This window comes from Mesorhizobium sp. IMUNJ 23232, assembly GCF_044326205.1.
Taxonomy (GTDB): Bacteria; Pseudomonadota; Alphaproteobacteria; order Rhizobiales; family Rhizobiaceae; genus Kumtagia.
The window spans coordinates 21,061-44,414 of the sequence record NZ_JBIRCY010000062.1 but is presented as its reverse complement, the minus strand read 5'-3'; the positions used below and the strand labels follow the sequence as shown (position 1 = coordinate 44,414).

Genomic DNA, 23,354 nt, shown 5'->3' with positions numbered 1-23,354 from the left:
CTCCTCGTCCTTCACGGGGAGAAGGTGCCCGAAGGGCGGATGAGGGGCGACGCGGTCGGTCAAGGCTCATTCCCCTTGGTATAACCTAGTTCGGAGCACGCCGAAGGCCGTTCAAAAAGCAAGGTCATGCTTGTAAAGCCAAGCAGAAACAGATGGTTGATCGCGACCCGCGTGGATTTTTGCGAATCAAGCATGACCAGGCAGACTGACAAGGCCGACAAAGCGGCGATAGGGGCGTTCCACCTGCTCAAAAACGGAAAAAGGAACTAACCCTGGGGAGCTTTGCCCGGCGAATGCAGGCGGCATATCAAGAGGTCGCGCGGCGCGCGCGGATGCTACTTCCCGATGCTGGTCCAGCCGGGCGGTCCAGTCAGGAACCGTCGTGGCGCGACGGTTCGCGGTCGAGATTCTTCAAGACATCAGCCGCCATGTCGCGCAGCGCAAAGCCCCTCCGGGTCGCCGGGGATGCCACCTCGGGCAGCGTCTGGACGGCCGCCATTTCCCCGCGCAGCACGGCAATCGAGGCCACCGTGAGCGCAGCCCCCAGGAGCGAGAGCTTGACGACGGTGCGCCGGGCCGGATCGGCGATGAGGTCGTTCTCATGGCGCGCATTGGCGGCAAGCTCGGTGAACAGGCCGAACCCCTCCACTCCCATCAGCGGCACGAGGCGCGCGGCGAAACCGGCGGGCGACAGCGTCTCGGAACTGTAGTCGCCAATATAGGCGCCCTGGTCGCAGCAGGCTTCCGGCACGACGATGAGCTGGTGGTCGTTGAGCAGGCGCCGCAAGGTCTCGATGTCCGGCGGCACGCCGATCGCCTCGATGGTCGACATCGCCTGGAAGGCCAGCGGCGCATGGCCTGAGAAGTCATACTCCTGCTCCCCGACCGGCACATAGTCGCTGCTGGTCATGAACGGCGCGATGTCGGGCACGAGAGGGGCGGCCGATGCACGGGCCAGGGCCGCCTCCTCCATGGCGTCGAGTTTGCGGCGACGTCGGCCGGAAAGCAGCATCGAACGGAGCTCGGCGATGCGTTCGGGCATGAGCGGCGATTTTGGCGGAGCGGGCATGATGATTGAGATTGAGGGGCGCAAGACAGATTAGTGGATGCTTCCCCAAGCTGGAACACCCCTCGCCCGGCCTCCCCCGACACCCGCTCGCCGTCGGTCGACCATCTTCTCCCACAGCCAGCGCATTCACATGTATCGGAGCCGGTTTCAGCCCGGGTGACAACATCTCGCGCCATCTCGTTGAGCGGAAAGCCCGCTCCACGCCAGCATCGACGACCGCGCCCTTGCTTCCCATCCTGTGCCGGGCCACAACACGTCCGGCCATTAAATCGGGGGGCTCATGATGACCAAGCAGTTTCGCCACGCCGTCGCCGGGCTGGTTCTTTTCGGCACGGCAGCGTTCGCCTTGCCGGCGCTTGCGCTCGATCCGGCGCCGCAGCCGGTGGTCGTCACCCCACTCGCCTCGACCAACGTCACCGCCGCCGGCCAGCCGATCGTGCTGCCTGAAAAGGATGCGCGCGTCATCGTCTCGCAATTCGAGATCGCGCCCGGCGCCTCGCTGCCGGTGCACAAGCATCCCCATCCCCGCTACGCCTATGTGCAGGCCGGAAACCTGCGCGTCACCAATGTCGAGACCGGCCAGAGCACCGACTACAAGCCCGGCGACTTCATCGTCGAGATGATCGGCCTCTGGCACCAGGGCGCCAATGTCGGCACCGACACGGTGCGGCTGCTGGTCATCGACCAGGTCGAGGGCGACGAGCCGAACACCATTTTGAAGCAGTAATTTTCGCGGGGCCAGCCGACCAGGCCGGCCCGCGAAAAATCTCACGCCGCCGCCAGCGCCGGTTGCGCCCTGGCGAAGGGTCGGAACGTCATGGCGATCAGCATGGCCGCGATGCCCATGCCCCACGAGCCGATATAGAGCCAGGCGTAGCTGTCGAAATTGTCGTAGATCAGCCCGCCCAGCAGCGGCCCGGTCGACATGCCGAGGCTGCCGGCCATGGCGGTGCCGCCGATGATGGTGCCCATCATGCGCATCGGGAAATTCTCGCGCACGATCACCGCGTAGAGCGGCATGATGCCGGCATAGATGAAGCCGACCAGCACCGCGACGGCATAAAAACCGCCGAGCTGGCTGACGAAGACGTAGGCGAGCACGCCGAACGCCTGCGCGAACAGCCCCAGCACCAGCACGCGCTGGGCGCCAAAATGGTCGCCCATCAGGCCGAAGGCGATGCGCCCGCCCATGCCGGCCAGCCCCTCGACGCTATAGATGGTGACGGCCGCGATCATCGGGATGCCGCAGGTCACCGCGTAGCTGACGGTGTGGAAGATCGGCCCGGAATGGGTGGCGCAGCAGAAGAAATTGGCGAGCAGGAGCACAATGAATTGCGGCGAGCGTACGGCCTCACCGACGGTCATGTCCGATCGAGGCCCACCCTCGTCAGTCATCTCGGCGTGGCCTTCGGCCAGCGCCGGCGGGCTGCGCACGAAAAGCGCCGCCGGGATCATCAGCAAGGCGGCGATGCCGGCGATGATCAGCAGCGAGGTGCGCCAGTCATGGATTGTGATCAGCCAGGCGGCGAGCGGCGACATGGTCATCGGCGCCATGCCCATGCCGGCCGACACCAGCGAGACGGCCAGCCCGCGCTGCGTGTCGAACCAGCCGGTGACGGCCGCCATCATCGGCGCAAAGACGGCCGCCGTAGCGCCGCCAACCAGAACGCCGAAGATCAACTGGAACTCGAGCAGCGAGCCGGCCCGGCTGGCCAGCGCCAGGCTTGCCGCCAAGATGACCGATCCGGCCAGCACAACCGGCCGCGGCCCGAACCGGTCGGAAAGATTTCCCCAGACCATGCTGGCCGCCGCCAGCGCCAAAAAGCCGATGGTCATGGCGCTGGAGATGCCGGTCACCGACCAGCCGGTGTCCTTCGACATGGTCAGCAGGAAGACCGGCAGCGAAAACATGGCGCCGATGGCGACGCAGCCCAAGAGGCCGCCCGCCGCGACGATGACCCAGCGATAGGAATGGCTCATGATTTTCTCCCGAAATGGCGCGGCCCGAAAAGCCCGCTCGGCCAAGGAACGCCCGGTTGCGCGTCGTCCCGACATTTCGGAAGAATTTTTTGTCCGGCCGATTCCGTCATGCGGATCGGATTGTCGTGGTCAGCCGCCAAGCGGCTCTGCCCTGCCTGCATGGTTGTCTCGCCGGCTTGTCTTGCGCCGCTTGTAGCCGCAAGCTGCGGTGCATGAAACAGACCGTCGTCAGGGTGATGTGCGCGATCGGCCAGTCCGGCCAGCTCGGGCTGAACGGCAGGTTGCCATGGGAGGGCAATCGCGACCCGGAATATAAGGCCGATGTTGCCCGATTCTTCGCGCTGACGCGCGGCCATGTCCTGCTGGCCGGGCCGAAGACGATCGCCAGCGTTCCGCAATTCGCCCATGCCGACCGCGAGTTGATCGTTGTACGGTCCAGCATGGATCCCGCGCAGACGCTTGCCGGCTTTGCCGGCCGCGTCGTTTTCATCGGCGGCGGTCCGCCGGTCTGGGATGCCTACGCGCCTTTCGTCAGCCATTGGGACATCACCCGCCTGCCCTATGACGGGCCGGCGGACCGCTGGTTCAACCCGCGCTGGCTGGTCGGCAAGGTCTGACGCCCGGGAGTCGCCAGGGTGCGCCCTACTCCGCCGCGACCTTGTCCTGCGTGCTGGTGTCGAAATCGCTGGCGTCGTGGCGCTCGCGCAACTGGCTGGCGGGATTGCCGCTGGTGCGGTTCACCATGCGCCCGCGCCTGGCCGCCGGCCGTGCATAGATCTGGTCGGCCCAGCGGATGACGTTCTTGTATTCGTGCACCGCCAAAAACTCGCCGGCGTCATACTGCCAGCCCTTCGCCATGCCGCCATACCAGGGCCAGATCGCAATGTCGGCGATGGTGTATTCGCTGCCCGCCACGTATTCGTTGTCGGCCAGCCGCCGGTCGAGCACGTCGAGCTGGCGTTTTGTCTCCATGGCGTAGCGGTCGATGGCGTATTCGATCTTTTCCGGCGCGTAGGCGAAAAAATGCCCGAAGCCGCCGCCGACGAAGGGCGCGCTGCCCATCTGCCAGAACAGCCAGGACAGCGTTTCCGCTCGTGCCGGCTGGCTGGTCGGCAGGAAGGCGTTTTCGAACTTTTCCGCGAGATACATCAGGATCGCGCCGGATTCGAACACGCGGACCGGCGTCTTGCCGCTGCGGTCGAGCAGCGCCGGGATCTTCGAGTTCGGGTTGACCTCGACGAAACCGCTGCCGAACTGATCGCCCTTGCCGATATCGATCAGCCAGGCATCGTATTCGGCGCCTTCATGGCCGAGCGCCAGCAGTTCCTCGAGCATCACCGTGACCTTCACGCCGTTGGGCGTACCCAGCGAATAGAGCTGCAGCGGATGTTTGCCGACCGGCAGTTCCTTTTCATGCGTCGGGCCGGCGACCGGACGGTTGATGCTGGCGAAGGCGCCGCCGCTGGGCTTGTTCCAGCTCCAGACCTTCGGTGGCGTGTATTTTTGCGCATCGGACATTTTTTCGGATCCCGCGTGGATGGATTTATGGTTCTGCGGATCGCCGGCAAACCGGCGAACCGCGACGGCTTGCGCCCCGTCCGTTCCGGACCGTCCCGCAAAGGGAGTGCTCCGGTCAAGGTCAGATAGGAGCCGAAGCGCCGGCCCGCCACCGCGGCGGCGCTTGCGCCAACATGAAAACGCGGCTGGCTCACCGCCGGCGGCTAAGCAGGAGCCGTGCGGAATGCGGCGCCCGATGGCGCGGCGTCAAGTTTTCGCCATGCTCCCTGCGTCTCCTCTTATCCATGACCACTCCAACCGCAACGCTTGCGCATATTACCGGCCGGGTCCAGGGCGTCGGATTCCGCTTCTGGACGCTTGAAGAAGCCGAGGCGCTTGGCCTCGCCGGCTGGGTGCGCAACGAGCCCGACGGTTCGGTCACCGCTCTGCTGATCGGGCCGGAAGGCGCAGTCTCGGAGATGATCCGCAAACTGCACGCAGGGCCGCCCGGGGCGGCGGTCGCCGGCGTCGCTCTCGACGCGGTGGATGCCGGCGATACGCAAGACGGTTTTCGCATCCTTCGCTGATTTCGCGCATTTCGTGTGGAGTGCCGCGCTTTCGGCCCCGCGAACGCGCCGCTTCGCCGCTCTTCCGCCTTGATGGCGTTTCAGCGTAGACTTGTTTGGGGATGGGCCAACAGTTTTGCAAATGGAGAGTGTTATGAAAACCGTTCTTGCCGCCCTTCTCGCGCCCGCGGCGCTTCTGGCGGTGACGATCGCCAACGCCGCCGATCTCAGGGTCTACGAGGAACCGGACGACCGCGACGGCGTGAAGATCGGCACGCTCTCCTGCGGGATCGGCGGCGGCGCCGGCTATGTGCTCGGCTCGGCGAAGGAACTCGACTGCGTGTTCCATTCCTCGATCGGCAGCCGCGCCACCGAAAACTATACAGGCACCATCCGCAAGATGGGCGTGGATCTCGGCTTCACCACGCAGGGCAAGCTGGTGTGGGCAGTCTTCGCGCCGACGGCCGGCTATCATCGCGGCTCGCTCGCCGGCCTCTACAAGGGCGTCACCGCGGAAGCCTCGGTCATCGCCGGCGTCGGCGCCAACGTGCTGGTCGGCGGCACGGCCGGCTCGATCCAGTTGCAGACGATAAGCGTGACCGGCCAGTGGGGCCTCAACCTCGCCGCCACCGGCACGTCGGTGACGCTGACGCCGAGCTAAGGCAGGCGCGCGACCCGAACGCTCCGCCTCGTCGAGCCGCGCGGAAAAATGGCGCCTGTTCACGTCGACCCCGCCAAGGTTCACGAGTTCGAGGATGCCGACGCCTTTTACATATGGCTCGGCAGGCACCACGCCACTGCCGACGAGGTCTGGATAAAAATCCACAAGGTGGCTTCGGGGTTGAAATCGATCACCCCGAAGCAGGCCATCGACGTCTGCCTCTGCTGGGGCTGGATCGACGCGGTGCGCAAGGGCCTCGACGACAGAAGTTTCCTACAGCGCTACACGCCGCGCGGCAGGAAAAGCATATGGAGCAAGCTCAACGTCGACAATGTCGCCCGGCTAATCGAGGAAGGCCGGATGACCGAGAACGGCTTGCGGGAAGTCGAGGCGGCCAAGGCCGACGGGCGCTGGGACCGCGCCTACGCGAGCGGCACGGACATGAAAATCCCCGCCGACCTGCAGGCGGCGATCGACGCCGAACCCGAGGCCAGGGCAATGCTCGGCAAGCTCAGCGCGCAGAACCGCTTCGCGCTGGCCTTCCGCACCCACAACATGAAGACCGAAGCCGGGCGCAGGAAGAAGATTGAAAATTTCGTCGCCATGCTGAAGCGCGGCGAGACGATCTATCCGCAAGGCAGGAAATGAGGCCGGGCCGGCATTGCCGCGCGATAGTTTCCCAACTGCGGCCGCCCTTCCCTTACCCGGCTTGCGCTGCCCCGTGATACGGCGCACTGTCATGAAAATTGTGCATTGCACGCGCGCCTGCTCCCGAGTGATGTCACTTGGAAAACCGGTCTGCCTGCCGAAAGGTCCGGATGCTCATCCGCTACGGCTACGAGATCACCATCGACTGCCCCCAGCAAACGCCGCTGGTATGCCTGCTGGCCATCCACGAGGAGCGCGGCGCCGACCTTCGCACGCCGGAAACCTTGTTCACCACGCCGGAAACCCGCACAACCACCTATCGCGACCTGTTCGGCAACCGCTGCCGCCGGTTGGTCGCGCCGGCGGGCATGCTGACGCTATGGGGCGACGCCACCATCTACGATGACGGTCAGCTCGACCCCATCCTGCCCAACGCCCGCGAGATAGCCGTCGCCGACCTGCCCGACGAATGCCTACTCTACCTGATGGGCAGCCGCTACTGTGAAACCGACAAGCTCAGCCAGGCCGCCTGGGATCTGTTCGGAGCCATTCCGCCAGGCTGGGGCCGCGTCCAGGCGATCTGCGATTTCGTCAACCGCCACATCAGCTTCGACTACCAGCAGGCCCGCTCCACGCGCACCGCCTTCGACGCCTATAACGAGCGGGTCGGCGTCTGCCGCGATTTCGCGCATCTGGCGCTGACCTTCTGCCGCTGCCTCAACATCCCAGCCCGCTACGTCAACGGCCACCTCGGCGACATCGGCGTGCCGGTAGTCGACCCGATGGATTTTTCGGCCTGGATCGAAGTGTTCCTGGACGGCGCCTGGCGCACCTTCGACCCACGCAACAACAAGCCGCGCATCGGCCGCATCGTCATCGCGCGCGGCCGCGACGCCGCCGACATCCCGCTGATCAACTCCTTCGGCCCGCATGTGCTGAAGGGTTTTCGGGTCTGGACCTACGAGATTCAGGACCTGTCGACGCAATAGGCGCGTCACCTCGAAGCAGCGGTCCCACCGTGTAGCCGCCAAGGCAGCCATCCGCCGGCACGGCATGTTCAGGCATGCCCGCGCCACGCGTCGATTTGTGATCGAAAATACCTCGGCCCCCTCCTGTCCGCGCCAATCGGCCGCGCTAGCTTTCCAAGGGTCTCTTCAATGAAGGAGCCTGCCATGAAGCACCTCATCCCTGACGAGATCATGTCGACCGCCGAACTGATCCCGTTGATCCGCAAGCCTCTCACTCCGGGCGAGCGCCTGGAAATGTGGGCGAAAGCACTGGAACGCCACGCCGGGCCGCTGAACGCGCTGAGGCGGCTGGAACATCTGTCTCCCGACGAACTCCGCGCCTATCGCGGCAGCAACACACCGCTGACGGTCGCGTTCAACGACCCTATGCTGCGCGCCGAAGGCCTGAAGGGCGACAGTCTCGGCGACGCGATGGAATTCTTCGATCTGACCCATCGGGATACCCATTGGATGCTTTGCGATTGCCATTACAACGGCACGATGACCGGAGCCGGCCTCGCCAAACTGCTTCGCCAGCACGTGCGCGGCGCGGAACGGCGGGCAAGATGGGCGCGGACCTTCAGAAGGCTGGTTGGCTGGGCAGCCTAAAGGCGCCGCATCGCGATCGATCCGAGGCCGGCCGCAACTGTGGCCGGCGCGGCTGTCGTTTCGGCCGGGCGGAAGCCGTACTTCCGCCCGGCGAAGCGAATCGGCTAGTCGGCGTCGGCCATTACCGACTGGCCGCCTGCCCAGTTCCGCCACTGGCGCTCGCTGCCGTTGAAGACGTTGAGGTCGATCTTGCCCTTGACGCCATGCGACAGGCCGGACCCGGAATACTGCCAGAACAGCCATTTGCGGCCCGGATAGACCTTTGAAGGGTGCTGGGCCACGGCGCGCAGCCAGAACGGATAGTCGGGGAAGGCGCCGCGCAGATTGTCGCGATAGAAATCCGGGGCGGTGTAGATGATCGGGCGCTGGCCGTAGTAGGCTTCCAGCTTGTCCATGAACACCTGCATCTTCTCCTGGACGCGCGCCCTCGACAGCCGCCGTTTGCAGCGCGATTCGCCGTTGTATTCGACATCGATGACCGGCGGCAGCGCGCCCTCCACCCTGGGCACGTTGCGGATGAACCAGTCGGCCTGCTCGCCGGCGGTGCGGCACCAGTAGAAGAAATGGTAGGCGCCGCGCTTCAGCCCAGCCTCGCCGGCGGCCCGCCAGTTGGTGCGGAACATCGGGTCGAGGTGGTCGCCACCGTCCGTCGCCTTGATGTAGGCGAAGTTGGCGCCCTGGCTGCGCAACTTCATCCAGTCGATGGAGCCCTGCCAGCGCGACACGTCGACGCCGTGCACGGCATATTGCCCCGGCGAGGTTTTTCCGAAATTGATCGGTTTTGCGTCGCGGAACCGATGCCGGTAGATGGTGCCCCGCGCCAGACCGGCCGGGCGCGCCGCGGGTTTCGGCGCAAGCAGGATCTTGGCCGGCTTTTCCGGCCCAACCAGCGCGATCGCCTCGACGTCGGTGTCGACTGCCGCGGGCGGGCGGGCGACGGCCACCGCGGTCTCCTCCACCGCAGCCTCCTCCAGCAGCGCCGAAACGGTTTCGGCCTCGCCGACGGCCGCTTCGGGCCGCGCGACGGAGGCCGTCGTTTCGGAAGACGGCTCCTGGATCTGGAGGCTGGCGACGCCGCTGCTGGAGGTGCAGCCGGCAAGGCAGAGGGCGGCAAGAAGAGTGATGACGACGCTTGGCGACCGCATTTGGACCTGTACGCAGAAACAAGACAGACCGAAGGCGGACGCCCCCGACAAAGCCGGGTTCAATTCCTAACGAGAAATTACCAATAAAGTTTGAATCGATTTTTTACCAAGCCGCCAAATTCATCTTGCTGCGACCTTGCCTCCCCAAAAAATAGGCGCCAACCTACGTTCCGCAAAAAGTCTCCAGCACCCGCTCTTCCATCTTCGGGGGATCGGCATAGGCGGCCATTTCGGGCTGCTCGTCGAACGGTTTCGCGAGCATGGACAGCAATTCCTCGAACGGTCCAAGATCCGATTGATCGACCGCCGCGCGGATCATTTGTTCGACGCGGTGGTTGCGCGGAATGTATTTCGGATTGATGGCATTCATCGCCGCCTGCCGCCCGGCATCGTGCTCAGGCTCTAGCGCGAGCCGGTCCCGCCAGCGCTTCGCCCAGTCATCGAACTCGGCCGGATTTGCGAACAGGGACCGTGTCGCCCCCTCCCCGGCTGCCGCGCGCAGATCTTCGCCCAGCGTCCTGAAGACGAGCGTGAAATCCGCCTGGTTGCCCGCCATGGTTTCCAGCAGGCCGCCAGCCAGCGCCAGATCCTCCGACCGTTCGGTGAAGAGCCCGAGCTTGCGCCGCAGCCCGGCATGGAAGACGCCGTCATAGGCCGCCTGGAATTTTCGCAAGGCGTCCTCGGCCAGCGCCACCGCCTCGTCGTCGTTCTCCGCCAGCAGCGGCAGCAGCGTCTCGGCCAGCCGGGCAAGATTCCAGACCGCGATGCGCGGCTGGTTGGCGTAGGCATAGCGGCCGCCGGCATCGATGGATGAAAACACCGTGCCGGGATGATAGGCGTCCATGAAGGCGCACGGCCCGTAGTCGATCGTTTCCCCGGAGATCGACATGTTGTCGGTGTTCATCACGCCGTGGATGAAGCCGACCAGCATCCAGCGCGCCACCAGCCGCGCCTGCGCGGCGACGATTGCTTCGAGGAAGGCCAGATAGGGTTTTTTCTGCGTCGCCGCCTCGGGATAGTGGCGGGCAATCGCGTAGTCGGCCAACGTCTTCAGCGCCTCGCGGTCGCTTCGCGCGGCGAAATACTGGAACGTGCCGATGCGGATATGGCTGGCGGCGACGCGGGCGAATATGGCGCCGGGCTGCGGCGGCTGGCGAAAAACCATCTCGCCGGTGGTGACTGCGGCCAGCGCACGTGTGGTCGGAATGCCGAGCGCCGCCATCGCCTCGCTCACGAGATATTCGCGCAGCACCGGACCGAGTGCGGCCCGCCCGTCGCCGCCGCGCGAAAAACGCGTGCGCCCCGAGCCTTTCAACTGAATGTCGCGTCGGCGGCCGTTGCGGTCGACGACCTCAGCGATGAGCAGCGCGCGCCCGTCGCCAAGCTGCGGCACGAACTGGCCGAATTGATGCCCGGCATAAGCCAGCGCCAGCGGCTGCACACCCTTCGGCGAGGCATTGCCGGCGAGCACGGCGAGGCCCTCGTCGCTGGCCAGGAAATCGGCATCGAGCCCGAGTTCCTCGGCCAGTTGCCTGTTCAGCTTGATGAGTTTTGGCGCGGCGACGGGCACGAGATCGGCGCGCTGAAAGAAACGCTCAGGAAGCTCCGCGTAGCTGCCCTGGCTAAAGCCGCCGGCATTCCCTGCGGCCAATGTTTCGGCGGTCAGTTGATCCATGATCCGTCTCGACGCTCCTGCGTCCCTATCCTGCCCACCATATCGGAAGTCGCCTCTGGTTTGGCAACTTTATCCCTGTCTATCGCCGAACGGCTGCCTTGCCGCCATGTTCCGCTGCGCCCATGCCAGGAGACGGGGGCAGCGCGGCGGAGGACAGCTTTTGGCAGGAGACTTGCGCTGGCCCATTCCACGACCCTTGTCTTCGCTCCGCCGGCCATCGCACTGTCGCATTGCTTAGCGGAGCAACACCATGATCCTCATCGGCCAGTACGATTCGCCTTTTGTCCGCCGCGTCGGCATCGCCATGACGCTTTACGGCCTGCCCTACGAACACTGCCCATGGTCGACCCTTCGGCGACGCCGAAAAAATCCGGCCCTACAACCCGCTTCTGCGGGTGCCGACGCTGGTGCTCGACGACGGCGAGACGCTGATCGACAGCCACATCATCATCGACCATCTCGACGGCCTCGTAGAGCCGGAGCGCCGGATGTTCCCGGTCGAGGAGCCGGCGCGGCGGCGCGCGCTGAAGGTCGCCGCGTTGGCCGCCGGCATCTCAGACAAGGCGGTCAGCCTGTTCTATGAGCTGAAGCTGCATGAGCGGAACTCCGACCTCTGGGTGGAGCGCTGCAGCGCGCAGATTTTTGGCACGCTTTCGCTGCTGGACGCCGACCGCGCCGCACGATCGAGCGAATACTGGTTCGGCGACACGATCGGCCATGCCGACATCATCGTCGCAACGATGCTCCGCCACCTTTCCGAAGCGCATCCGGGTCTGGTCGCCCTCGCCGACTATCCCAACCTGACGGCGCATTGGGACCGCATGGAATCGCTGCCGGTGTTCCAGAACATACAGCAGCCGTTCATCGCGCCGGCGTAAAGCGTCCTTCTCGGCCGTTCACGAGAAGGTTCGAGAACCGCTGGCGCGCGGGTCCGAAGGACGGGCGGAACCAGCAGGCCAGACGGGATCAGCCCAAGCCGGTCGCGTGACGCAGATAGAAGGCAAGCGCAACGAACCCGCAGGCGAAAGCCACGCCCTTCCAGTCGACATTGGCCGACTTCAGTTCCCTGGCGAGCTTGAGCAGGACCAGGCAAAGCGCCGCCAGTCCGATCGCAATCAACACGAACCTGATCATCCGGCAGCCTCCCGGTTTCCAACCTATCGAAATATGGGAGGGAAATCCGGCTGGTTTAAGGGCGATCCGCGCAGAAAAGCAGCACCCCGCGCCGCACCGCCGACGCCATTCCGTCCGCGCCGGTAACCGATTTCAGACTTTTGTCTTTACTGTCGGCCGCATATATGGTTACCGCAGACGCATGCCCTTGTAGCTCAGCTGGTAGAGCAGCGGTTTTGTAAACCGAAGGTCGCGGGTTCGATTCCTGCCGGGGGCACCATCTCATTCTTAAAATGAGAATGAAATCAATAATTTGGCATTTTTTCAAACGCCCCGATACGCACCGCCATACACAGCTAGGACGGTGGTCGGGTCGGGGCTATGACCACCAACAGGCCGCGCGGCGAGATGCCGCGAGCGCGCCGAAGGCAGGTCGCCTGGCAAGGGGCGGCCCGTTTTTCCCAGGGAATCAGTCGCCGCCGCCACAACCTCCGCCGCCGCATCCGCTCGCGCCATTACAGCCTGACGGACTGGAACCGCAGCCGGCCGAGACGCCGCTGTGTGCCTTGCCCTTGATGGGTAAGGTTGCGACCAAAAGTGCGCCCACGAGAAAAATGAGGAATATGAAGAACATTGCTGGATAGAATTCGTTGGGATAGGCGCTCCCGATTGTGCCGCCTGCAAAGAAGATGGCCACGCAGGCGATAAGCAGCGATGCGCCATAGTCTTTCTTGAAGAAGAAATGGCGGTCGGCGGCTACTTTCACCGGGCTAGTGGTTTCGGAAAACCGGAATTTGGGGTCAGGCCAGATCTGAAGCTGCGGCCTGACGCCGAACTCCGCCTCATAGCTACGCAAAGTATCGTTGTAGAGATCGTAAAACTTGCCAGCCTCGGTCGGCCCGCCCTCGGTCGGCGTATGGTGCAGGTCGCGATTCAGCGTGTCGCGGCAGAACCGCTCCCAATAGTCGCGCGAATAGGTCAGATGCAGGTGCCAGACCTCGTCGACGTCGCGCGACGGCGTCAGGGAGCCTGCGGATATGCAGATGAGATAGATGAAACGCTTGTACTCGCCGATGACCTCGGCCGCATAGCCGTCGGACCAATCGTTTTCGCGGGCGAGACGGCTGGCAAAACTCAATTCGGTGTCGGCGGGTCCGATCGCGTAGGCATCGATGCGGGCGAAAAGGTCGGGATCGGAAAGCCGGGATGGCGGGTCAGCGGTCGGTCTGTCCCTTTGAGAGAGGTCGATCTCGGTGCTGAATTCAACGTCCACCAGCGGCCCACCCTCGTGGACCATATGTTTATCCTAATCCGTTTGCGGTTTCCAGCCATGCGCCATTGGATCGCTGCTCCCAGCCGGCCGCATGGGTTGTGTGGCAAAACGCACTTTCCCAAATCACCAAAACCGATTAGACAGCGGCAAACTTGCGCGTGCCGCGCGTCTCTGCACTCTTTACCAAGGATTCCCCGTGTCCACGACATTCGACAAGGTCGCGAACATCATCGCCGAGACCAGCGAGATCGACCGCGACAAGATCACGCCGGAAAGCCACACGATCGACGATCTCGGCATCGACAGCCTGGATTTTTTGGACATCGTCTTCGCGATCGACAAGGAATTCGGCATAAAAGTGCCGCTCGAGAAGTGGACGCAGGAAGTCAACGACGGCAAGGCGTCGACCGACGACTATTTCGTCATGAAGAATCTTTGCGCCAAGATCGACGGCCTTGTCGCCGCCAAGGCAGCGGCCTGAGCGGCCCCGCCAGACTCTGGCCGACAGGCTGACATGAGCGCGCGCGACGTCGTCATCACCGGCATCGGACTGGTTTCCTGCCTCGGCGAAGGTCCCGACGCGCATTGGGCTGCGCTGACTGAGGCGGCCGGGCCCATCGTGGATAGCGAGCGTTTCACGCCCTATTCGGTGCACCCGCTGCCGGCAATCGACTGGAACCTGCAGATCCCGAAGCGCGGCGACCAGCGCCAGATGGAGACCTGGCAGCGGCTGGGCGTCTATGCGGCGGGGCTGGCGCTGGACGACGCCGGGCTGAAGAACGACGAAGCGCTTTGCGCCTCGATGGACATGGTGGTAGCGGCCGCCGGCGGCGAGCGCGACGAGGCAGTGGATGCCTCGATCCTCGAAGCCTCCGCCACGCGCAACGACCGCGAAGTGCTGCTCAACGAAAAACTGACCACGGATCTGCGCCCTACCCTTTTCCTGGCGCAGCTTTCCAACCTGCTCGCCGGCAACATCTCCATCGTCCACAAGGTGACGGGTTCGTCGCGCACCTTCATGGGCGAGGAAGGCGCCGGCATCGCGGCGGTCGAGACGGCTGTGGCGCGCATCCGCTCCGGCCAGTCGAACCACATGCTGGTCGGCGGCGACTTCAACGCCGAAAACGCCGACATGCTGCTGGGCTACGAACTCGGCGGCTATCTGCACCGCGCGCCGTGGCAGCCGGTGTGGCAGCGCGCCGGTTCCGAAGGCGGCGGCGTGGTCTCCGGTTCCGGCGGAGCGTTCCTCGTACTGGAATCGCGCGAACATGCGGAAGGCCGGGGCAAAAAACCCTACGCGAAGATCGAGAGCGTGGTCTCAGCGCGCCTCCGGCGACCGAAGCAGGATCTGCAGGCCGGGATCTCGGAGTTGCTGGGACGCCTGACTGTGCCCGATGGGCAATTGCTGGCGCTCTCCGGCGCGTCCGGGGCGCATGCCGCAACTGCCGCCGAAAAGGCAGCCTTCGACGCTCTGCCGAATGTGGCGCTACGCGGTTTTGGTACGCGCACCGGGCATATGAAGGAGGCGCAGTTCCCGTTTGCGGTGGCGCTGGCTGCACTCGCCATGCACAAGGGCGCGACCTATCCGGCCTTCGACGCCGCGGCGGAGAAGCCGGCAGCCGGCGCGCCGGAACGGGCGCTGGCGACGACGGTCGGCTACCATATCTTCGAAGGCGCGGCGCTGATCGCCCGCGCTTGAGCAGGAAGAGCAGCGCCATGAGCAAGACCACGGATCATCTCGGCAGGCCGCTGGTGGCCGTCACTGGCATCGGCGTCGTCACCTCGCTCGGCGTCGGCAAAAAGGACAACTGGCAGGCGCTGACCTCCGGCCGCTCCGGCATCCACGCCATCACCCGGTTTCCTACCGACCATCTGAAGACGCAGATCGCCGGCACCGTCGATTTCCTCAAGTCGAGCGACCAGGGCGCCAGTCCGCTGACCTTCGAGCTCGCGGATACCGCCGCCACAGAGGCGGTTACTCAATCCGGACTGAGCCTGGAGGATTTCGGCGGCCCGCTGTTTTTGGCCTCGCCGCCGGTCGAACTGGACTGGAAAGACCGCATGGCGCTCTACCATGATGGCAAGGGCGCGACGGCCAATGAGCGCATCGCCGACGCGGCGCGGGCGCTGAGGTCACTGGACATTTTCGACACCACGCAGTTCGGCTCGATCGCCGACCGGCTGTCGGAAAAATTCGGCGCGCGCGGCCTGCCGATCACGTTGTCCACCGCCTGTGCCTCGGGCGCTACATCGATCCAGCTTGGCGTCGAGGCGATCCGGCGCGGCGAAAGCGACCGCGCGCTGTCGATCGGCGCCGACGGCTCGGCCACCGCCGAGGCGCTGATCCGCTTCTCACTGCTGTCGGCGCTTTCCACCCAGAACGAGGTGCCGGAAAAGGCGTCGAAGCCGTTTTCCAAGGACCGCGACGGGTTCGTGCTGGCCGAGGGTTCGGCCGCGCTCGTGCTGGAATCGCTGGAAAGCGCGCTGGCCCGCGGCGCCAAGGTTCTGGGCATCCTGGCCGGCTGCGGCGAGCGCGCCGACGATTTCCACCGCACCCGCTCCAAGCCCGATGGCTCGCCAGCGATCGCGGCGGTGCGCGCGGCGCTCGCCGATTCCGGTCTTGGCGAAGACGGCATCGACTACGTCAACGCCCACGGCACCTCGACGCCCGAGAACGACAAGATGGAGCATCTGTCGCTGTCGACGGTGTTCGGCGAGCGGACGAAAAAGATCCCGATCTCATCCAACAAGTCGATGATCGGCCACACGCTGTCGGCCGCCGGCGCCATCGAGGCGGCGTTCTCGCTGATGACCATGCTGGAAGGCGTCATCCCGCCGACCATCAACTACGACAATCCCGACCCAGCGATCGATCTCGACGTGGTGCCCAACGTCAAGCGTTCCGCAGATGTTTCGACGGTGATCTCCAATTCCTTCGGCTTTGGCGGGCAGAACACGTGCCTTGTCATGACGCGGGAACCGGTCTAAGCGGCGCGCTCACCTTTTTCCGAGCGGTTACTGTTTGCAAAGCTTTCGAGCGAACCGACGCCCGCCCATAGGACAGTCCAATAATGCGCGCGCTGCAACTGATCGAAGACCGCAGGCTTGAAGAGGTCGACATCTCGGAACCGCCCCCGCCGGCGATCGGCGAGGTGACGCTGCGCATCAAGGCGGTGGCGCTGAACCACATCGACGTGTGGGGCTGGCGCGGCATGGCGTTTGCCAAGCGCAAGCTGCCGCTCACCATCGGCGCCGAGGCCTCCGGCGAGGTCGAGGCGATCGGCCCCGTGGTAGCGGGCCTCGTGCCCGGGCAGCTCGTGTCGATGTATGGCGCGCGCACCTGCGGCCTGTGCAAGGCCTGCAAGAGCGGCCGCGACAATCTTTGCGAGCACGTTGGCGGGGTGCATGGATTTCACCTCGACGGTTTTGCGCAAGAGAAAATAAACCTGCCGGCGCGCCTGCTGGTCCCTGCCCCGCCCGGCGTCGACGCGGTCGGCGCGGCGGTTGCGCCGGTGACCTTCGGCACGGTCGAGCACATGCTGTTCGATAACGCGAAGCTTGAGCCGGGTGAGACGATCCTCGTCCATGCCGGCGGCTCCGGAATTGGCACGGCGGCGATCCAGCTTGCAAAACGCATGGGCTGCACGGTGATCACCACGGTGGGTTCGAACGACAAGATGGACAAGGCAGCGGCGCTCGGCGCCGACTACGTCATCAACTACCGGGAGGACCGGTTCGAAGGGGTCGTGCGCAAGCTGACGAAAAAGAAGGGCGTCGACGTGGTGTTCGAGCATGTCGGGGCCGACACCTGGGCCGGCTCCATGCTCTGCCTGAAGCGCGGCGGCCGCATTGTCACCTGCGGCTCGACCTCGGGCGTCTCCACCCAGATGAACCTGATGCAGCTCTTCCAGCAGCAGATCAAGATTTTCGGGTCGTTCGGCTGCCGCATGCAGAACATGGCTGACGCCATGCACAAGATGGCCGCCGGCATCGTCAAACCGGTCATCGACACCGAGGTCGCTTTCGCTTCTATTGGCGACGCGCTGAAGCGGATGGAAACCCGCGACGTGTTCGGAAAAATCATCCTGCGGGTCGGATGAAGTCGCGGGATCGTCTCTATCACTGGTCGCGCGCGCTCAGGCAGGCCGGCTACTGGCTGACGGCGCAGGTGGCGCTGGCGATCATGCGCGTGCTGCGGTTTCTGCCCGCCGACAAGGCCATCGCCTTCGCCGACCGGACGGCGCGGCGGCTCGGGCCGCTTGTCGGCCGCCATCGCGTTGCGCTCGACAATCTGCGAAAAGCCTATCCGGAGAAGAGCGAGGACGAGATCAAGGCCATCGCGCTGGACATGTGGGGCAACATGGCGCGGCTCGCCGCCGAATATGTGTTCCTCGACCAGTTGTTCGACTTTGACCTGAACTCCAGCACGTCGGGCCGCGTCGAGGTCGACGGCATACCGCTGTTCAAGAAAATCGCGGAAGAGGACCGCCCGCACATCCTGTTCACCGGTCATCTCGGCAATTTCGAACTGCTGCCGATCGCCGGAGCCGCCTACGGCATGAAGGTGACTTCGCTGTTCCGGCCGCCGAACAACCCCTACATCGCCGACTACATCAATTCGACGCGCCGTTCGACCATGGGCGACCTGATCGCCTCGCGCGCCGGTGTGTCTTTCACGCTGGCACGAATCCTCGACAACAACGGCACCATCGGCGTGCTGGTCGACCAGAAATTCCGCAACGGCCTGCCGACCACCTTCTTCGGCCGGACCTGCGAGACCAGCCCTCTGCTGCCGAAGCTGGCGCGGCAATATGAATGCGACGTCTATCCGGCCCGCTGCATCCGCCTGCCCGGCAACCGTTTTCGCCTGGTGATCGAACCAAAACTCGATCTGCCGCGACTCCAGAACGGGCGCATCGACGCCGACGCCACGGCGCAACTGCTCAACGACGTGGTCGAGCGCTGGGTGCGCGAGGACCCCGGCCAGTGGATGTGGTTCCACAAGCGCTGGAAGCTGACGCATGCCAACCGCCGCCGCGCGCGCAAGGCCGTCTGAAATCTGTAGCCGGTCGCGAGACCGTGAAAGATCACGAGGGAACACATTCCGACATAATCCGTTAAGCCTTGCACGCGCTTGAGCTCGTTAAGCGCTTGGTAACCATAATCGGAGGATAGTCCGATGCACATGGATCCCAAGGTGGAACCGATGAAGCGACCGAAAGCCGAGAAGGCCAGCCCTGTGATCTGGACCCCTTGGGGGCCGCAGAAATTTTCGGAGCGCGACGCCCAGATAGCGGCCAAACGACGGCTGGTGCGAAAGGTCGAAAAGCTGAGCCACCGCAAGCTCAGCGTGGTCGGATAGCGTTCAACCGCCGTAGTAGTTCATCACGGCGTGGCGCGCTTCGGCAAAGAACAGCCAGCGTTCGACAAAAATCCCGATAACACAGGAAATGCAGGCGCCGGCCGTCGCAACAATGGAAACGGCCGGGATGGTGAAAGCCGCCGCCGCGACGAGCAGCAGTACGACCGGCACGACCGCACCGGCCAGGAACGAAAGCCGCGCCAGCTTGGCTGCATGCTTGCGAGCGATCTTGAAGCCCATTTCCCGGGTCAGATAGTTCTCGTTGATATGCGGCCGCTCGAACAGGCGGACTTTTCCGATCGAACCGAGCCCGGTCGCGGTCTCGGGGGTAGACAACGGCCGCAATGAAAGCATGCGCCGCCGCCAGACGGTCTTGGCGGTCCAAGCCACGATCGTCGCGGCGATGGCAGCCAGCGAGAGTTCGAGCACGCTACCGCCTCCCGCGGCGGCTGCGAGGCTCGCGAGGACGAGACCTCCAGACAGTGCGAACAGCAGGAAACACAGCGGCGTCAGCGGCGTGTGCCACGCCTGCACGGATTTCAGCGAGGCGTAGATCATGCCGGTGCAATAGACCGTCACAACGGCGCCGGCCGCGCCGAGGACGCCCCCCACCGGCTCATGCCGGCCTTCGATCACAGCGCCCCACGCCGACCACAGCAGCGGCAAGAAGGTCAATAACGCCATGACCCCTTCCCGCGACAACCAGCTCGACCGCCATTGCGACAGCGCCCGCCAGGCGCGCTGCGGATTGCCGAGATGCAGGGTCGACGACATCAGGCCGGCGCCGATCATGACGAGCGCCGTGACATGCGCGAGTTTGGTGGCGATGGCGGAAGAATCGAGGATACCAAGGCCGAGTATCGCGGCGAGGCCGTAGCCGAGGCCCGAGAGGGTGGTGAAAACGATGATGGAGAAGGCGGGATGCATTTTTCAGTGCGCCCGCCGCTTGGCTTGAAGCAGCTTTCGGTTAACTCGGCGCCGCCGATCCGCAAACAAAAGGCTGCCCATTCAAATCCGGTCCAGCATGCCATCGAGCCAGGCGAAAAAACCGCTGGCGCCCGAAGTGTTTTCGGCCAGCAGCGCGCCGGCGCTTGCCGCGAGCGGCTTTCGCGGCCGCGGCGGCAGATATTTGTTGACGGGCCGCGTGGCCTGCTCCGGCATCAGGTCGATGCCGCCGCGCTCGGCCACCATGATCGACACCGCCGAGGACGGATCGGCAAGATCGCCGAAATGGCGGGCGTTGGCTGGGCATGTGCGCACGCAGGACGGAACGCGATCGACCTCCTGGAGCGTCTCGTTGTAGATGCGGTCGACGCAGAGCGTGCATTTCTTCATGACGCCGGCGGCAAGATCCATCTCGCGCGCGCCGTAGGGACAGGCCCAGGCACACAGGCCGCAGCCGATGCACTTGTCCTCGTCGACCAGCACGATGCCGTCCTCGCCGCGTTTGTAGGAGGCGCCGGTCGGGCAGACGGTGACGCAGGGCGCATCGTCGCAATGCAGGCAGCTTTTCGGGAAATGCACGATGCGCGCCTCGCCCGCCTCGCCGACGATCTCGCCGCCTTCTGGCACCACCTCGAAGGAATGGATGCGGTTGAGGAACGTGCCGGACACGCCCGGGCCGTAAGGCTGCTGGTCCGAAAGTGCGGCGCCATAGCCGCCGGTGTTCCATTCCTTGCAGGAGACCACGCAGGCATGACAGCCGACGCAGACGTCGAGGTCGATGACCAGCCCGAGCTTTTTTTTGCCGGAGCGTTCGGTTGGCAGGCTGGTCACTTCGCCCACTCCTGCCCGTAGCGCAATTCCTCCGGAATTTCCTCGCCGCGCCGCAGCCTTGCGACCGAGGCGAAGTGCGGCTGGCTCTCGGCACCGGTCTCCGCCTTCTCGATGCGGACGCGCAGATCGTACCACGCCGCTTGGCCGGTGATCGGATCGGAATTCGACCAGCGCAGCCCGTCGCCCTTCGGCGGCAGCAGTTCGTTGATCAAATGGTTCATCAAAAAACCGCGCTCGGCCTCCGGCGATTTCGGGTCGAGCGCCCAGGTGCCGCCACGCTTGCCGATGGCGTTCCAAGTCCAGATCGTCGAGGAATTCACCGCCTCCATGCGTTTGATCTCGACCTTTATCCGCCCATGGTTAGAGGTGAGCCAGACCCAGTCGCCATCGCGCAGGCCATGCTCGTCGCAGATGGCGCCCGGCACATAGAGCGGGTTGCGCGTATGGATCTGCCGGAGCCAGGCGTTCATCGAACCCCAGGAATGGTACATGGCCGCCGGCCGCTGGGTGATCGCATGGTACGGGAATTGTTCGCGGTCGACTGCTGCCTCCTCGAAGGGGCGATACCAGATCGGCAGCGGATCGAAAGTTTCGAGGATACGCGCCCGGTGCGTTTCCGGCGCCAGCGGCTCGCGCACCCCTTCCGCCGAAAGCCGGAATTTTTGCAGCGATTCCTGATAGAGCTGGAACGTCACCGGTTGCGGCTGGTCGAAGAACCCCATGCGCACGGCAAAGTCCTGATACGCCTTGTTGGCGTGCTTGAAGAATTGCGCTTCCAGCGGGATATGGGCGGAGAAAAAAGACCCGTTCTCGATGTAGCGCTGCAACTGGTCCGGGTTGCTGGCGCCGCGCCCGGCGCGGTCCCCTTCCCGGCCGCGAAAACCGGCGAGCGGGCCGATGCCAGGCCGCCGCTCGTGGCGGACGATGTAGTCCGCGTAGTCCGCGTAGATCGGTTTTCCGCGATTGTCGGCGAAAGCGGGAAGCTTCAGCCGCGCGCCGAGATCGAGCAGCACGGACTGGAAGCCGCGTACATCGCGGTCGGGCTCGACCACCGGCCAGCGGATGGCGTCTTGCACGGCGTCGGGCTCGGAGATCGGCCGGTCGAGCATCGAGATGCAGTCGTAGCGCTCCAGATAGGTCGTGTCGGGCAGCACGAGGTCGGCATAGGCGACCATCTCCGACGCATAGGCGTCGGAATAGATGATTTTCGGGATGCGGTATTCGCCGGTAGCAGAATCCTTGTCCTCCAGCATCTTTATGACGCCCGCCGTGTTCATCGACGAGTTCCACGCCATGTTGGCCATGTAGAGGAACAGGAGATCGACGGGATAGGGATCGCCGGCATGGGCGTTGGCGATGACCATGTGCATCAGCCCGTGCGCCGAGAAGGGCGCGTCCCAGGAAAACGCCTTGTCGATGCGGGTCGGCCTGCCGTCAGCGTCGATCAGCATGTCCTCCGGCCCGCGCGGAAAGCCCAGATGCGGACCGGACAGAGGCTTGTTCGAGCCGAAATGTTCAGCCCTGCCGTGCGGCGTCGGGTGTGCTTCGACCGGCTTCGGATAAGGCGGCTCGAAACGAAAGCCGCCGGGGCAATCGATCGCGCCAATCAGCACTTGCAGGAGATGCAGCGCACGCGCCGTCTGGAACCCGTTGGAATGGGCGGAGATGCCGCGCATGGCGTGGAACGAGACCGGCCGGCCCACAAAACCGTCGTGGTGGTTGCCACGCATGTCGGTCCATGGCTGGTCGAGAAAAATCGCCTCGTCGAAGGCGACACGCGCGATCTCGGCGGCGAGCCCTCGGATAATTTCGGCGGCGACACCAGTCTCGCCGGAGACCGCTTCCGGTGCATATTTCGGATCGAGGTATTTTTCAGCGAGAAGCTGGAAGGCCGGGCTCGCGAAACGTCCGTCAGGCAGTTCGATACGTCCGGACAGCGCGGCACGAGCCCCTTGTGTACCGAGCGGCATCACCCGTTCGGTGACACTCTCGAAAATGAGCGGTTTTCCATCGGCGTCGCGCGCGAACAGCCCGTGGTCGGCCGCGCCCGGTTGGTCGATCACCAGCCATGTCGCATTGGTGTAGCGCACGATGTAGTCGACATCGATTTTTCGCGCTTTCAGCAGTTCGTGGATGACCGAGAGGATCAGCAGCCCATCCGTGCCGGGGCGAATGCCGATCCAGTTGTCGGCGATCGCCGAATAGCCGGTGCGCACCGGATTGACCGAGACGAAACGGGCGCCATTCTTCTTCAGCTTCGACAGGCCGATCTTGATCGGGTTGGAATCGTGGTCTTCCGCCACGCCGAACAACACGAACAGCTTCGTCCGGTCCCAATCCGGCGCACCGAATTCCCAGAAGGCGCCGCCGATGGTCATGATGCCGGCCGCCGCCATGTTGACCGAGCAGAAGCCGCCATGCGCGGCATAGTTCGGCGTGCCGTACATCTGCGCCCAGTAGCCGGTGAGCGATTGCGACTGGTCGCGGCCGGTGAAGAAGGCGAGTTTTTTCGGATCCTTTTCCCGCACTTCGCCCAGCCAGCGCGTCGCCGTTTCCAGCGCCTCGTCCCAGGAGATTTCCTGGAATTCGCCCGAGCCGCGCGGGCCTACACGCTTAAGCGGCGCCTTCAAGCGCGCCGGAGCGTAGTGCTGCATGATGCCAGCCGATCCCTTGGCGCACAGCACGCCGCGATTAACCGGATGGTCGCGATTGCCTTCGATGTAGCGGATCTTGCCGTCCTTGATGTGCACGTCGATGCCGCAGCGGCAGGCGCACATGTAGCAGGTGGTCTTGCGGACCTCGTCCGAGACGGGTTCCGAAAGCGCGACCCGTGGCTTAGCCGGCATTCTTCCCCCTGCGGCCTGGCTGGCTGGTCACAATGGACCTCCTGCCGACAATCTGTATCGGGCCAGCGTGGGGAAGAAAATGCTCTAAAGCGTCAATTCATAGCAAATTTTGTATAGACAAATAACG

The 23,354-nt window shown here is 64.5% G+C and carries 23 protein-coding genes, 1 tRNA gene and 1 pseudogene; 15 read left to right on the top strand and 10 right to left on the bottom strand.

Annotation, left to right across the window (positions count from 1 at the left end; genetic code table 11):
* Positions 1-370: 370 nt before the first annotated feature.
* On the bottom strand, positions 371-1,042 hold the full coding sequence (locus tag ACH196_RS30820; protein ID WP_396650672.1) for a hypothetical protein: 672 nt from the start codon (positions 1,040-1,042) through the stop codon (positions 371-373).
* A gap of 310 nt (positions 1,043-1,352) precedes the next feature.
* On the opposite strand from ACH196_RS30820, the gene ACH196_RS30815 reads away from it, so the two are divergent.
* Entirely contained in the window at positions 1,353-1,796 is a 444-nt protein-coding gene (locus ACH196_RS30815; RefSeq protein WP_396650671.1) for a cupin domain-containing protein, read from the top strand.
* Between the two features lie 41 nt (positions 1,797-1,837).
* Here ACH196_RS30815 and ACH196_RS30810 read toward each other — a convergent pair whose 3' ends face one another.
* On the bottom strand, positions 1,838-3,049 hold the full coding sequence (locus tag ACH196_RS30810; RefSeq protein WP_396650670.1) for an MFS transporter: 1,212 nt from the start codon (positions 3,047-3,049) through the stop codon (positions 1,838-1,840).
* 212 nt (positions 3,050-3,261) lie between these two features.
* Here ACH196_RS30810 and ACH196_RS30805 point away from each other — a divergent pair, with 212 nt between their 5' ends.
* Positions 3,262-3,666, top strand: a complete 405-nt coding sequence (locus ACH196_RS30805) for a dihydrofolate reductase (RefSeq protein WP_396650669.1) — start codon at positions 3,262-3,264, stop codon at positions 3,664-3,666.
* A 25-nt stretch (positions 3,667-3,691) separates the two neighbouring features.
* Here the strand turns inward: ACH196_RS30805 and yghU are convergent, their stop codons facing one another.
* Positions 3,692-4,567 (bottom strand): glutathione-dependent disulfide-bond oxidoreductase, encoded by an 876-nt coding sequence (yghU, locus tag ACH196_RS30800; protein ID WP_396650668.1) that lies wholly within the window; start codon positions 4,565-4,567, stop codon positions 3,692-3,694.
* Between the two features lie 284 nt (positions 4,568-4,851).
* Between yghU and ACH196_RS30795 the strand changes: the two genes are divergently transcribed.
* The 5 genes from ACH196_RS30795 (at position 4,852) to ACH196_RS30775 (ending at position 8,037) form a co-directional block, all read left to right on the top strand.
* Positions 4,852-5,133, top strand: coding sequence for an acylphosphatase (locus ACH196_RS30795; RefSeq protein ID WP_396650667.1), 282 nt, complete (start codon positions 4,852-4,854; stop codon positions 5,131-5,133).
* A 133-nt stretch (positions 5,134-5,266) separates the two neighbouring features.
* The gene (locus tag ACH196_RS30790; protein ID WP_396650666.1) at positions 5,267-5,773 is read left to right on the top strand and encodes a DUF992 domain-containing protein; all 507 of its coding nucleotides are present in this window, start codon (positions 5,267-5,269) and stop codon (positions 5,771-5,773) included.
* 48 nt (positions 5,774-5,821) lie between these two features.
* The gene (locus tag ACH196_RS30785) at positions 5,822-6,421 is read left to right on the top strand and encodes a YdeI family protein (RefSeq protein ID WP_396650665.1); all 600 of its coding nucleotides are present in this window, start codon (positions 5,822-5,824) and stop codon (positions 6,419-6,421) included.
* 170 nt (positions 6,422-6,591) lie between these two features.
* On the top strand, positions 6,592-7,410 hold the full coding sequence (locus tag ACH196_RS30780; RefSeq protein WP_396650664.1) for a transglutaminase family protein: 819 nt from the start codon (positions 6,592-6,594) through the stop codon (positions 7,408-7,410).
* A 183-nt stretch (positions 7,411-7,593) separates the two neighbouring features.
* Positions 7,594-8,037 (top strand): hypothetical protein, encoded by a 444-nt coding sequence (locus ACH196_RS30775; protein ID WP_396650663.1) that lies wholly within the window; start codon positions 7,594-7,596, stop codon positions 8,035-8,037.
* Between the two features lie 104 nt (positions 8,038-8,141).
* Here ACH196_RS30775 and ACH196_RS30770 read toward each other — a convergent pair whose 3' ends face one another.
* Both ACH196_RS30770 and ACH196_RS30765 read right to left on the bottom strand, forming a co-directional pair.
* Positions 8,142-9,182: a GH25 family lysozyme gene (locus ACH196_RS30770; RefSeq protein ID WP_396650662.1), complete on the bottom strand. Its 1,041-nt coding sequence runs from the start codon at positions 9,180-9,182 to the stop codon at positions 8,142-8,144.
* Between the two features lie 163 nt (positions 9,183-9,345).
* Positions 9,346-10,857, bottom strand: a complete 1,512-nt coding sequence (locus ACH196_RS30765) for a YdiU family protein (protein WP_396650661.1) — start codon at positions 10,855-10,857, stop codon at positions 9,346-9,348.
* 250 nt (positions 10,858-11,107) lie between these two features.
* Between ACH196_RS30765 and ACH196_RS30760 the strand changes: the two are divergent.
* Positions 11,108-11,735, top strand: a pseudogene (locus ACH196_RS30760) (glutathione S-transferase family protein).
* Between the two features lie 88 nt (positions 11,736-11,823).
* Here ACH196_RS30760 and ACH196_RS30755 read toward each other — a convergent pair.
* The gene (locus ACH196_RS30755) at positions 11,824-11,991 is read right to left on the bottom strand and encodes a hypothetical protein (RefSeq protein WP_396650660.1); all 168 of its coding nucleotides are present in this window, start codon (positions 11,989-11,991) and stop codon (positions 11,824-11,826) included.
* A gap of 183 nt (positions 11,992-12,174) precedes the next feature.
* Here ACH196_RS30755 and ACH196_RS30750 point away from each other — a divergent pair.
* A tRNA-Thr gene (locus tag ACH196_RS30750) sits at positions 12,175-12,250 on the top strand.
* Positions 12,251-12,439: 189 nt separating this feature from the next.
* On the opposite strand, the gene ACH196_RS30745 is transcribed toward ACH196_RS30750, so the two are convergent.
* A complete protein-coding gene (locus tag ACH196_RS30745; protein ID WP_396650659.1) occupies positions 12,440-13,267 on the bottom strand; it encodes a glycine-rich domain-containing protein in 828 nt (275 codons plus the stop codon).
* A gap of 172 nt (positions 13,268-13,439) precedes the next feature.
* Here ACH196_RS30745 and ACH196_RS30740 point away from each other — a divergent pair, with 172 nt between their 5' ends.
* From ACH196_RS30740 to ACH196_RS30715, 6 genes are all read left to right on the top strand, one after another.
* Positions 13,440-13,724 (top strand): acyl carrier protein, encoded by a 285-nt coding sequence (locus ACH196_RS30740; protein ID WP_396650658.1) that lies wholly within the window; start codon positions 13,440-13,442, stop codon positions 13,722-13,724.
* 33 nt (positions 13,725-13,757) lie between these two features.
* Positions 13,758-14,942, top strand: coding sequence for a beta-ketoacyl-ACP synthase (locus ACH196_RS30735; RefSeq protein WP_396650657.1), 1,185 nt, complete (start codon positions 13,758-13,760; stop codon positions 14,940-14,942).
* A 17-nt stretch (positions 14,943-14,959) separates the two neighbouring features.
* On the top strand, positions 14,960-16,231 hold the full coding sequence (locus ACH196_RS30730) for a beta-ketoacyl-ACP synthase (RefSeq protein ID WP_396650656.1): 1,272 nt from the start codon (positions 14,960-14,962) through the stop codon (positions 16,229-16,231).
* 83 nt (positions 16,232-16,314) lie between these two features.
* Positions 16,315-17,343, top strand: a complete 1,029-nt coding sequence (locus ACH196_RS30725; RefSeq protein WP_396650655.1) for a zinc-binding dehydrogenase — start codon at positions 16,315-16,317, stop codon at positions 17,341-17,343.
* Positions 17,340-18,299 carry a lipid A biosynthesis lauroyl acyltransferase gene (locus ACH196_RS30720; protein ID WP_396650654.1) on the top strand — a complete coding sequence of 320 codons (960 nt, stop codon included), beginning with the start codon at positions 17,340-17,342 and terminating at the stop codon, positions 18,297-18,299. Before ACH196_RS30725 ends, ACH196_RS30720 begins: the two co-directional genes overlap by 4 nt.
* A 123-nt stretch (positions 18,300-18,422) precedes the next feature.
* Positions 18,423-18,605 (top strand): hypothetical protein, encoded by a 183-nt coding sequence (locus tag ACH196_RS30715; RefSeq protein WP_396650653.1) that lies wholly within the window; start codon positions 18,423-18,425, stop codon positions 18,603-18,605.
* A 3-nt stretch (positions 18,606-18,608) separates the two neighbouring features.
* On the opposite strand, the gene ACH196_RS30710 is transcribed toward ACH196_RS30715, so the two are convergent.
* From ACH196_RS30710 to ACH196_RS30700, 3 genes are all read right to left on the bottom strand, one after another.
* On the bottom strand, positions 18,609-19,532 hold the full coding sequence (locus ACH196_RS30710) for a dimethyl sulfoxide reductase anchor subunit family protein (RefSeq protein ID WP_396650652.1): 924 nt from the start codon (positions 19,530-19,532) through the stop codon (positions 18,609-18,611).
* A gap of 81 nt (positions 19,533-19,613) precedes the next feature.
* The gene (locus tag ACH196_RS30705) at positions 19,614-20,381 is read right to left on the bottom strand and encodes a 4Fe-4S dicluster domain-containing protein (RefSeq protein ID WP_396650651.1); all 768 of its coding nucleotides are present in this window, start codon (positions 20,379-20,381) and stop codon (positions 19,614-19,616) included.
* The gene (locus ACH196_RS30700; protein WP_396650650.1) at positions 20,378-23,227 is read right to left on the bottom strand and encodes a molybdopterin oxidoreductase family protein; all 2,850 of its coding nucleotides are present in this window, start codon (positions 23,225-23,227) and stop codon (positions 20,378-20,380) included. Before ACH196_RS30700 ends, ACH196_RS30705 begins: the two co-directional genes overlap by 4 nt.
* Positions 23,228-23,354 lie beyond the last annotated feature (127 nt).

Excerpts from the sequence above, each read along its gene's own strand:
- ACH196_RS30820 (WP_396650672.1), bottom strand. The coding sequence starts at position 1,042 with ATGCCCGAACGCATCGCCGAGCTCCGTTCGATGCTGCTTTCCGGCCGA.
- ACH196_RS30815 (WP_396650671.1), top strand. The coding sequence starts at position 1,353 with ATGACCAAGCAGTTTCGCCACGCCGTCGCCGGGCTGGTTCTTTTCGGC.
- ACH196_RS30810 (WP_396650670.1), bottom strand. The coding sequence starts at position 3,049 with ATGAGCCATTCCTATCGCTGGGTCATCGTCGCGGCGGGCGGCCTCTTG.
- ACH196_RS30805 (WP_396650669.1), top strand. The coding sequence starts at position 3,262 with ATGAAACAGACCGTCGTCAGGGTGATGTGCGCGATCGGCCAGTCCGGC.
- yghU (WP_396650668.1), bottom strand. The coding sequence starts at position 4,567 with ATGTCCGATGCGCAAAAATACACGCCACCGAAGGTCTGGAGCTGGAAC.
- ACH196_RS30795 (WP_396650667.1), top strand. The coding sequence starts at position 4,852 with ATGACCACTCCAACCGCAACGCTTGCGCATATTACCGGCCGGGTCCAG.
- ACH196_RS30790 (WP_396650666.1), top strand. The coding sequence starts at position 5,267 with ATGAAAACCGTTCTTGCCGCCCTTCTCGCGCCCGCGGCGCTTCTGGCG.
- ACH196_RS30785 (WP_396650665.1), top strand. The coding sequence starts at position 5,822 with ATGGCGCCTGTTCACGTCGACCCCGCCAAGGTTCACGAGTTCGAGGAT.
- ACH196_RS30780 (WP_396650664.1), top strand. The coding sequence starts at position 6,592 with ATGCTCATCCGCTACGGCTACGAGATCACCATCGACTGCCCCCAGCAA.
- ACH196_RS30775 (WP_396650663.1), top strand. The coding sequence starts at position 7,594 with ATGAAGCACCTCATCCCTGACGAGATCATGTCGACCGCCGAACTGATC.
- ACH196_RS30770 (WP_396650662.1), bottom strand. The coding sequence starts at position 9,182 with ATGCGGTCGCCAAGCGTCGTCATCACTCTTCTTGCCGCCCTCTGCCTT.
- ACH196_RS30765 (WP_396650661.1), bottom strand. The coding sequence starts at position 10,857 with ATGGATCAACTGACCGCCGAAACATTGGCCGCAGGGAATGCCGGCGGC.
- ACH196_RS30755 (WP_396650660.1), bottom strand. The coding sequence starts at position 11,991 with ATGATCAGGTTCGTGTTGATTGCGATCGGACTGGCGGCGCTTTGCCTG.
- ACH196_RS30745 (WP_396650659.1), bottom strand. The coding sequence starts at position 13,267 with ATGGTCCACGAGGGTGGGCCGCTGGTGGACGTTGAATTCAGCACCGAG.
- ACH196_RS30735 (WP_396650657.1), top strand. The coding sequence starts at position 13,758 with ATGAGCGCGCGCGACGTCGTCATCACCGGCATCGGACTGGTTTCCTGC.
- ACH196_RS30730 (WP_396650656.1), top strand. The coding sequence starts at position 14,960 with ATGAGCAAGACCACGGATCATCTCGGCAGGCCGCTGGTGGCCGTCACT.
- ACH196_RS30725 (WP_396650655.1), top strand. The coding sequence starts at position 16,315 with ATGCGCGCGCTGCAACTGATCGAAGACCGCAGGCTTGAAGAGGTCGAC.
- ACH196_RS30720 (WP_396650654.1), top strand. The coding sequence starts at position 17,340 with ATGAAGTCGCGGGATCGTCTCTATCACTGGTCGCGCGCGCTCAGGCAG.
- ACH196_RS30715 (WP_396650653.1), top strand. The coding sequence starts at position 18,423 with ATGCACATGGATCCCAAGGTGGAACCGATGAAGCGACCGAAAGCCGAG.
- ACH196_RS30710 (WP_396650652.1), bottom strand. The coding sequence starts at position 19,532 with ATGCATCCCGCCTTCTCCATCATCGTTTTCACCACCCTCTCGGGCCTC.
- ACH196_RS30700 (WP_396650650.1), bottom strand. The coding sequence starts at position 23,227 with ATGCCGGCTAAGCCACGGGTCGCGCTTTCGGAACCCGTCTCGGACGAG.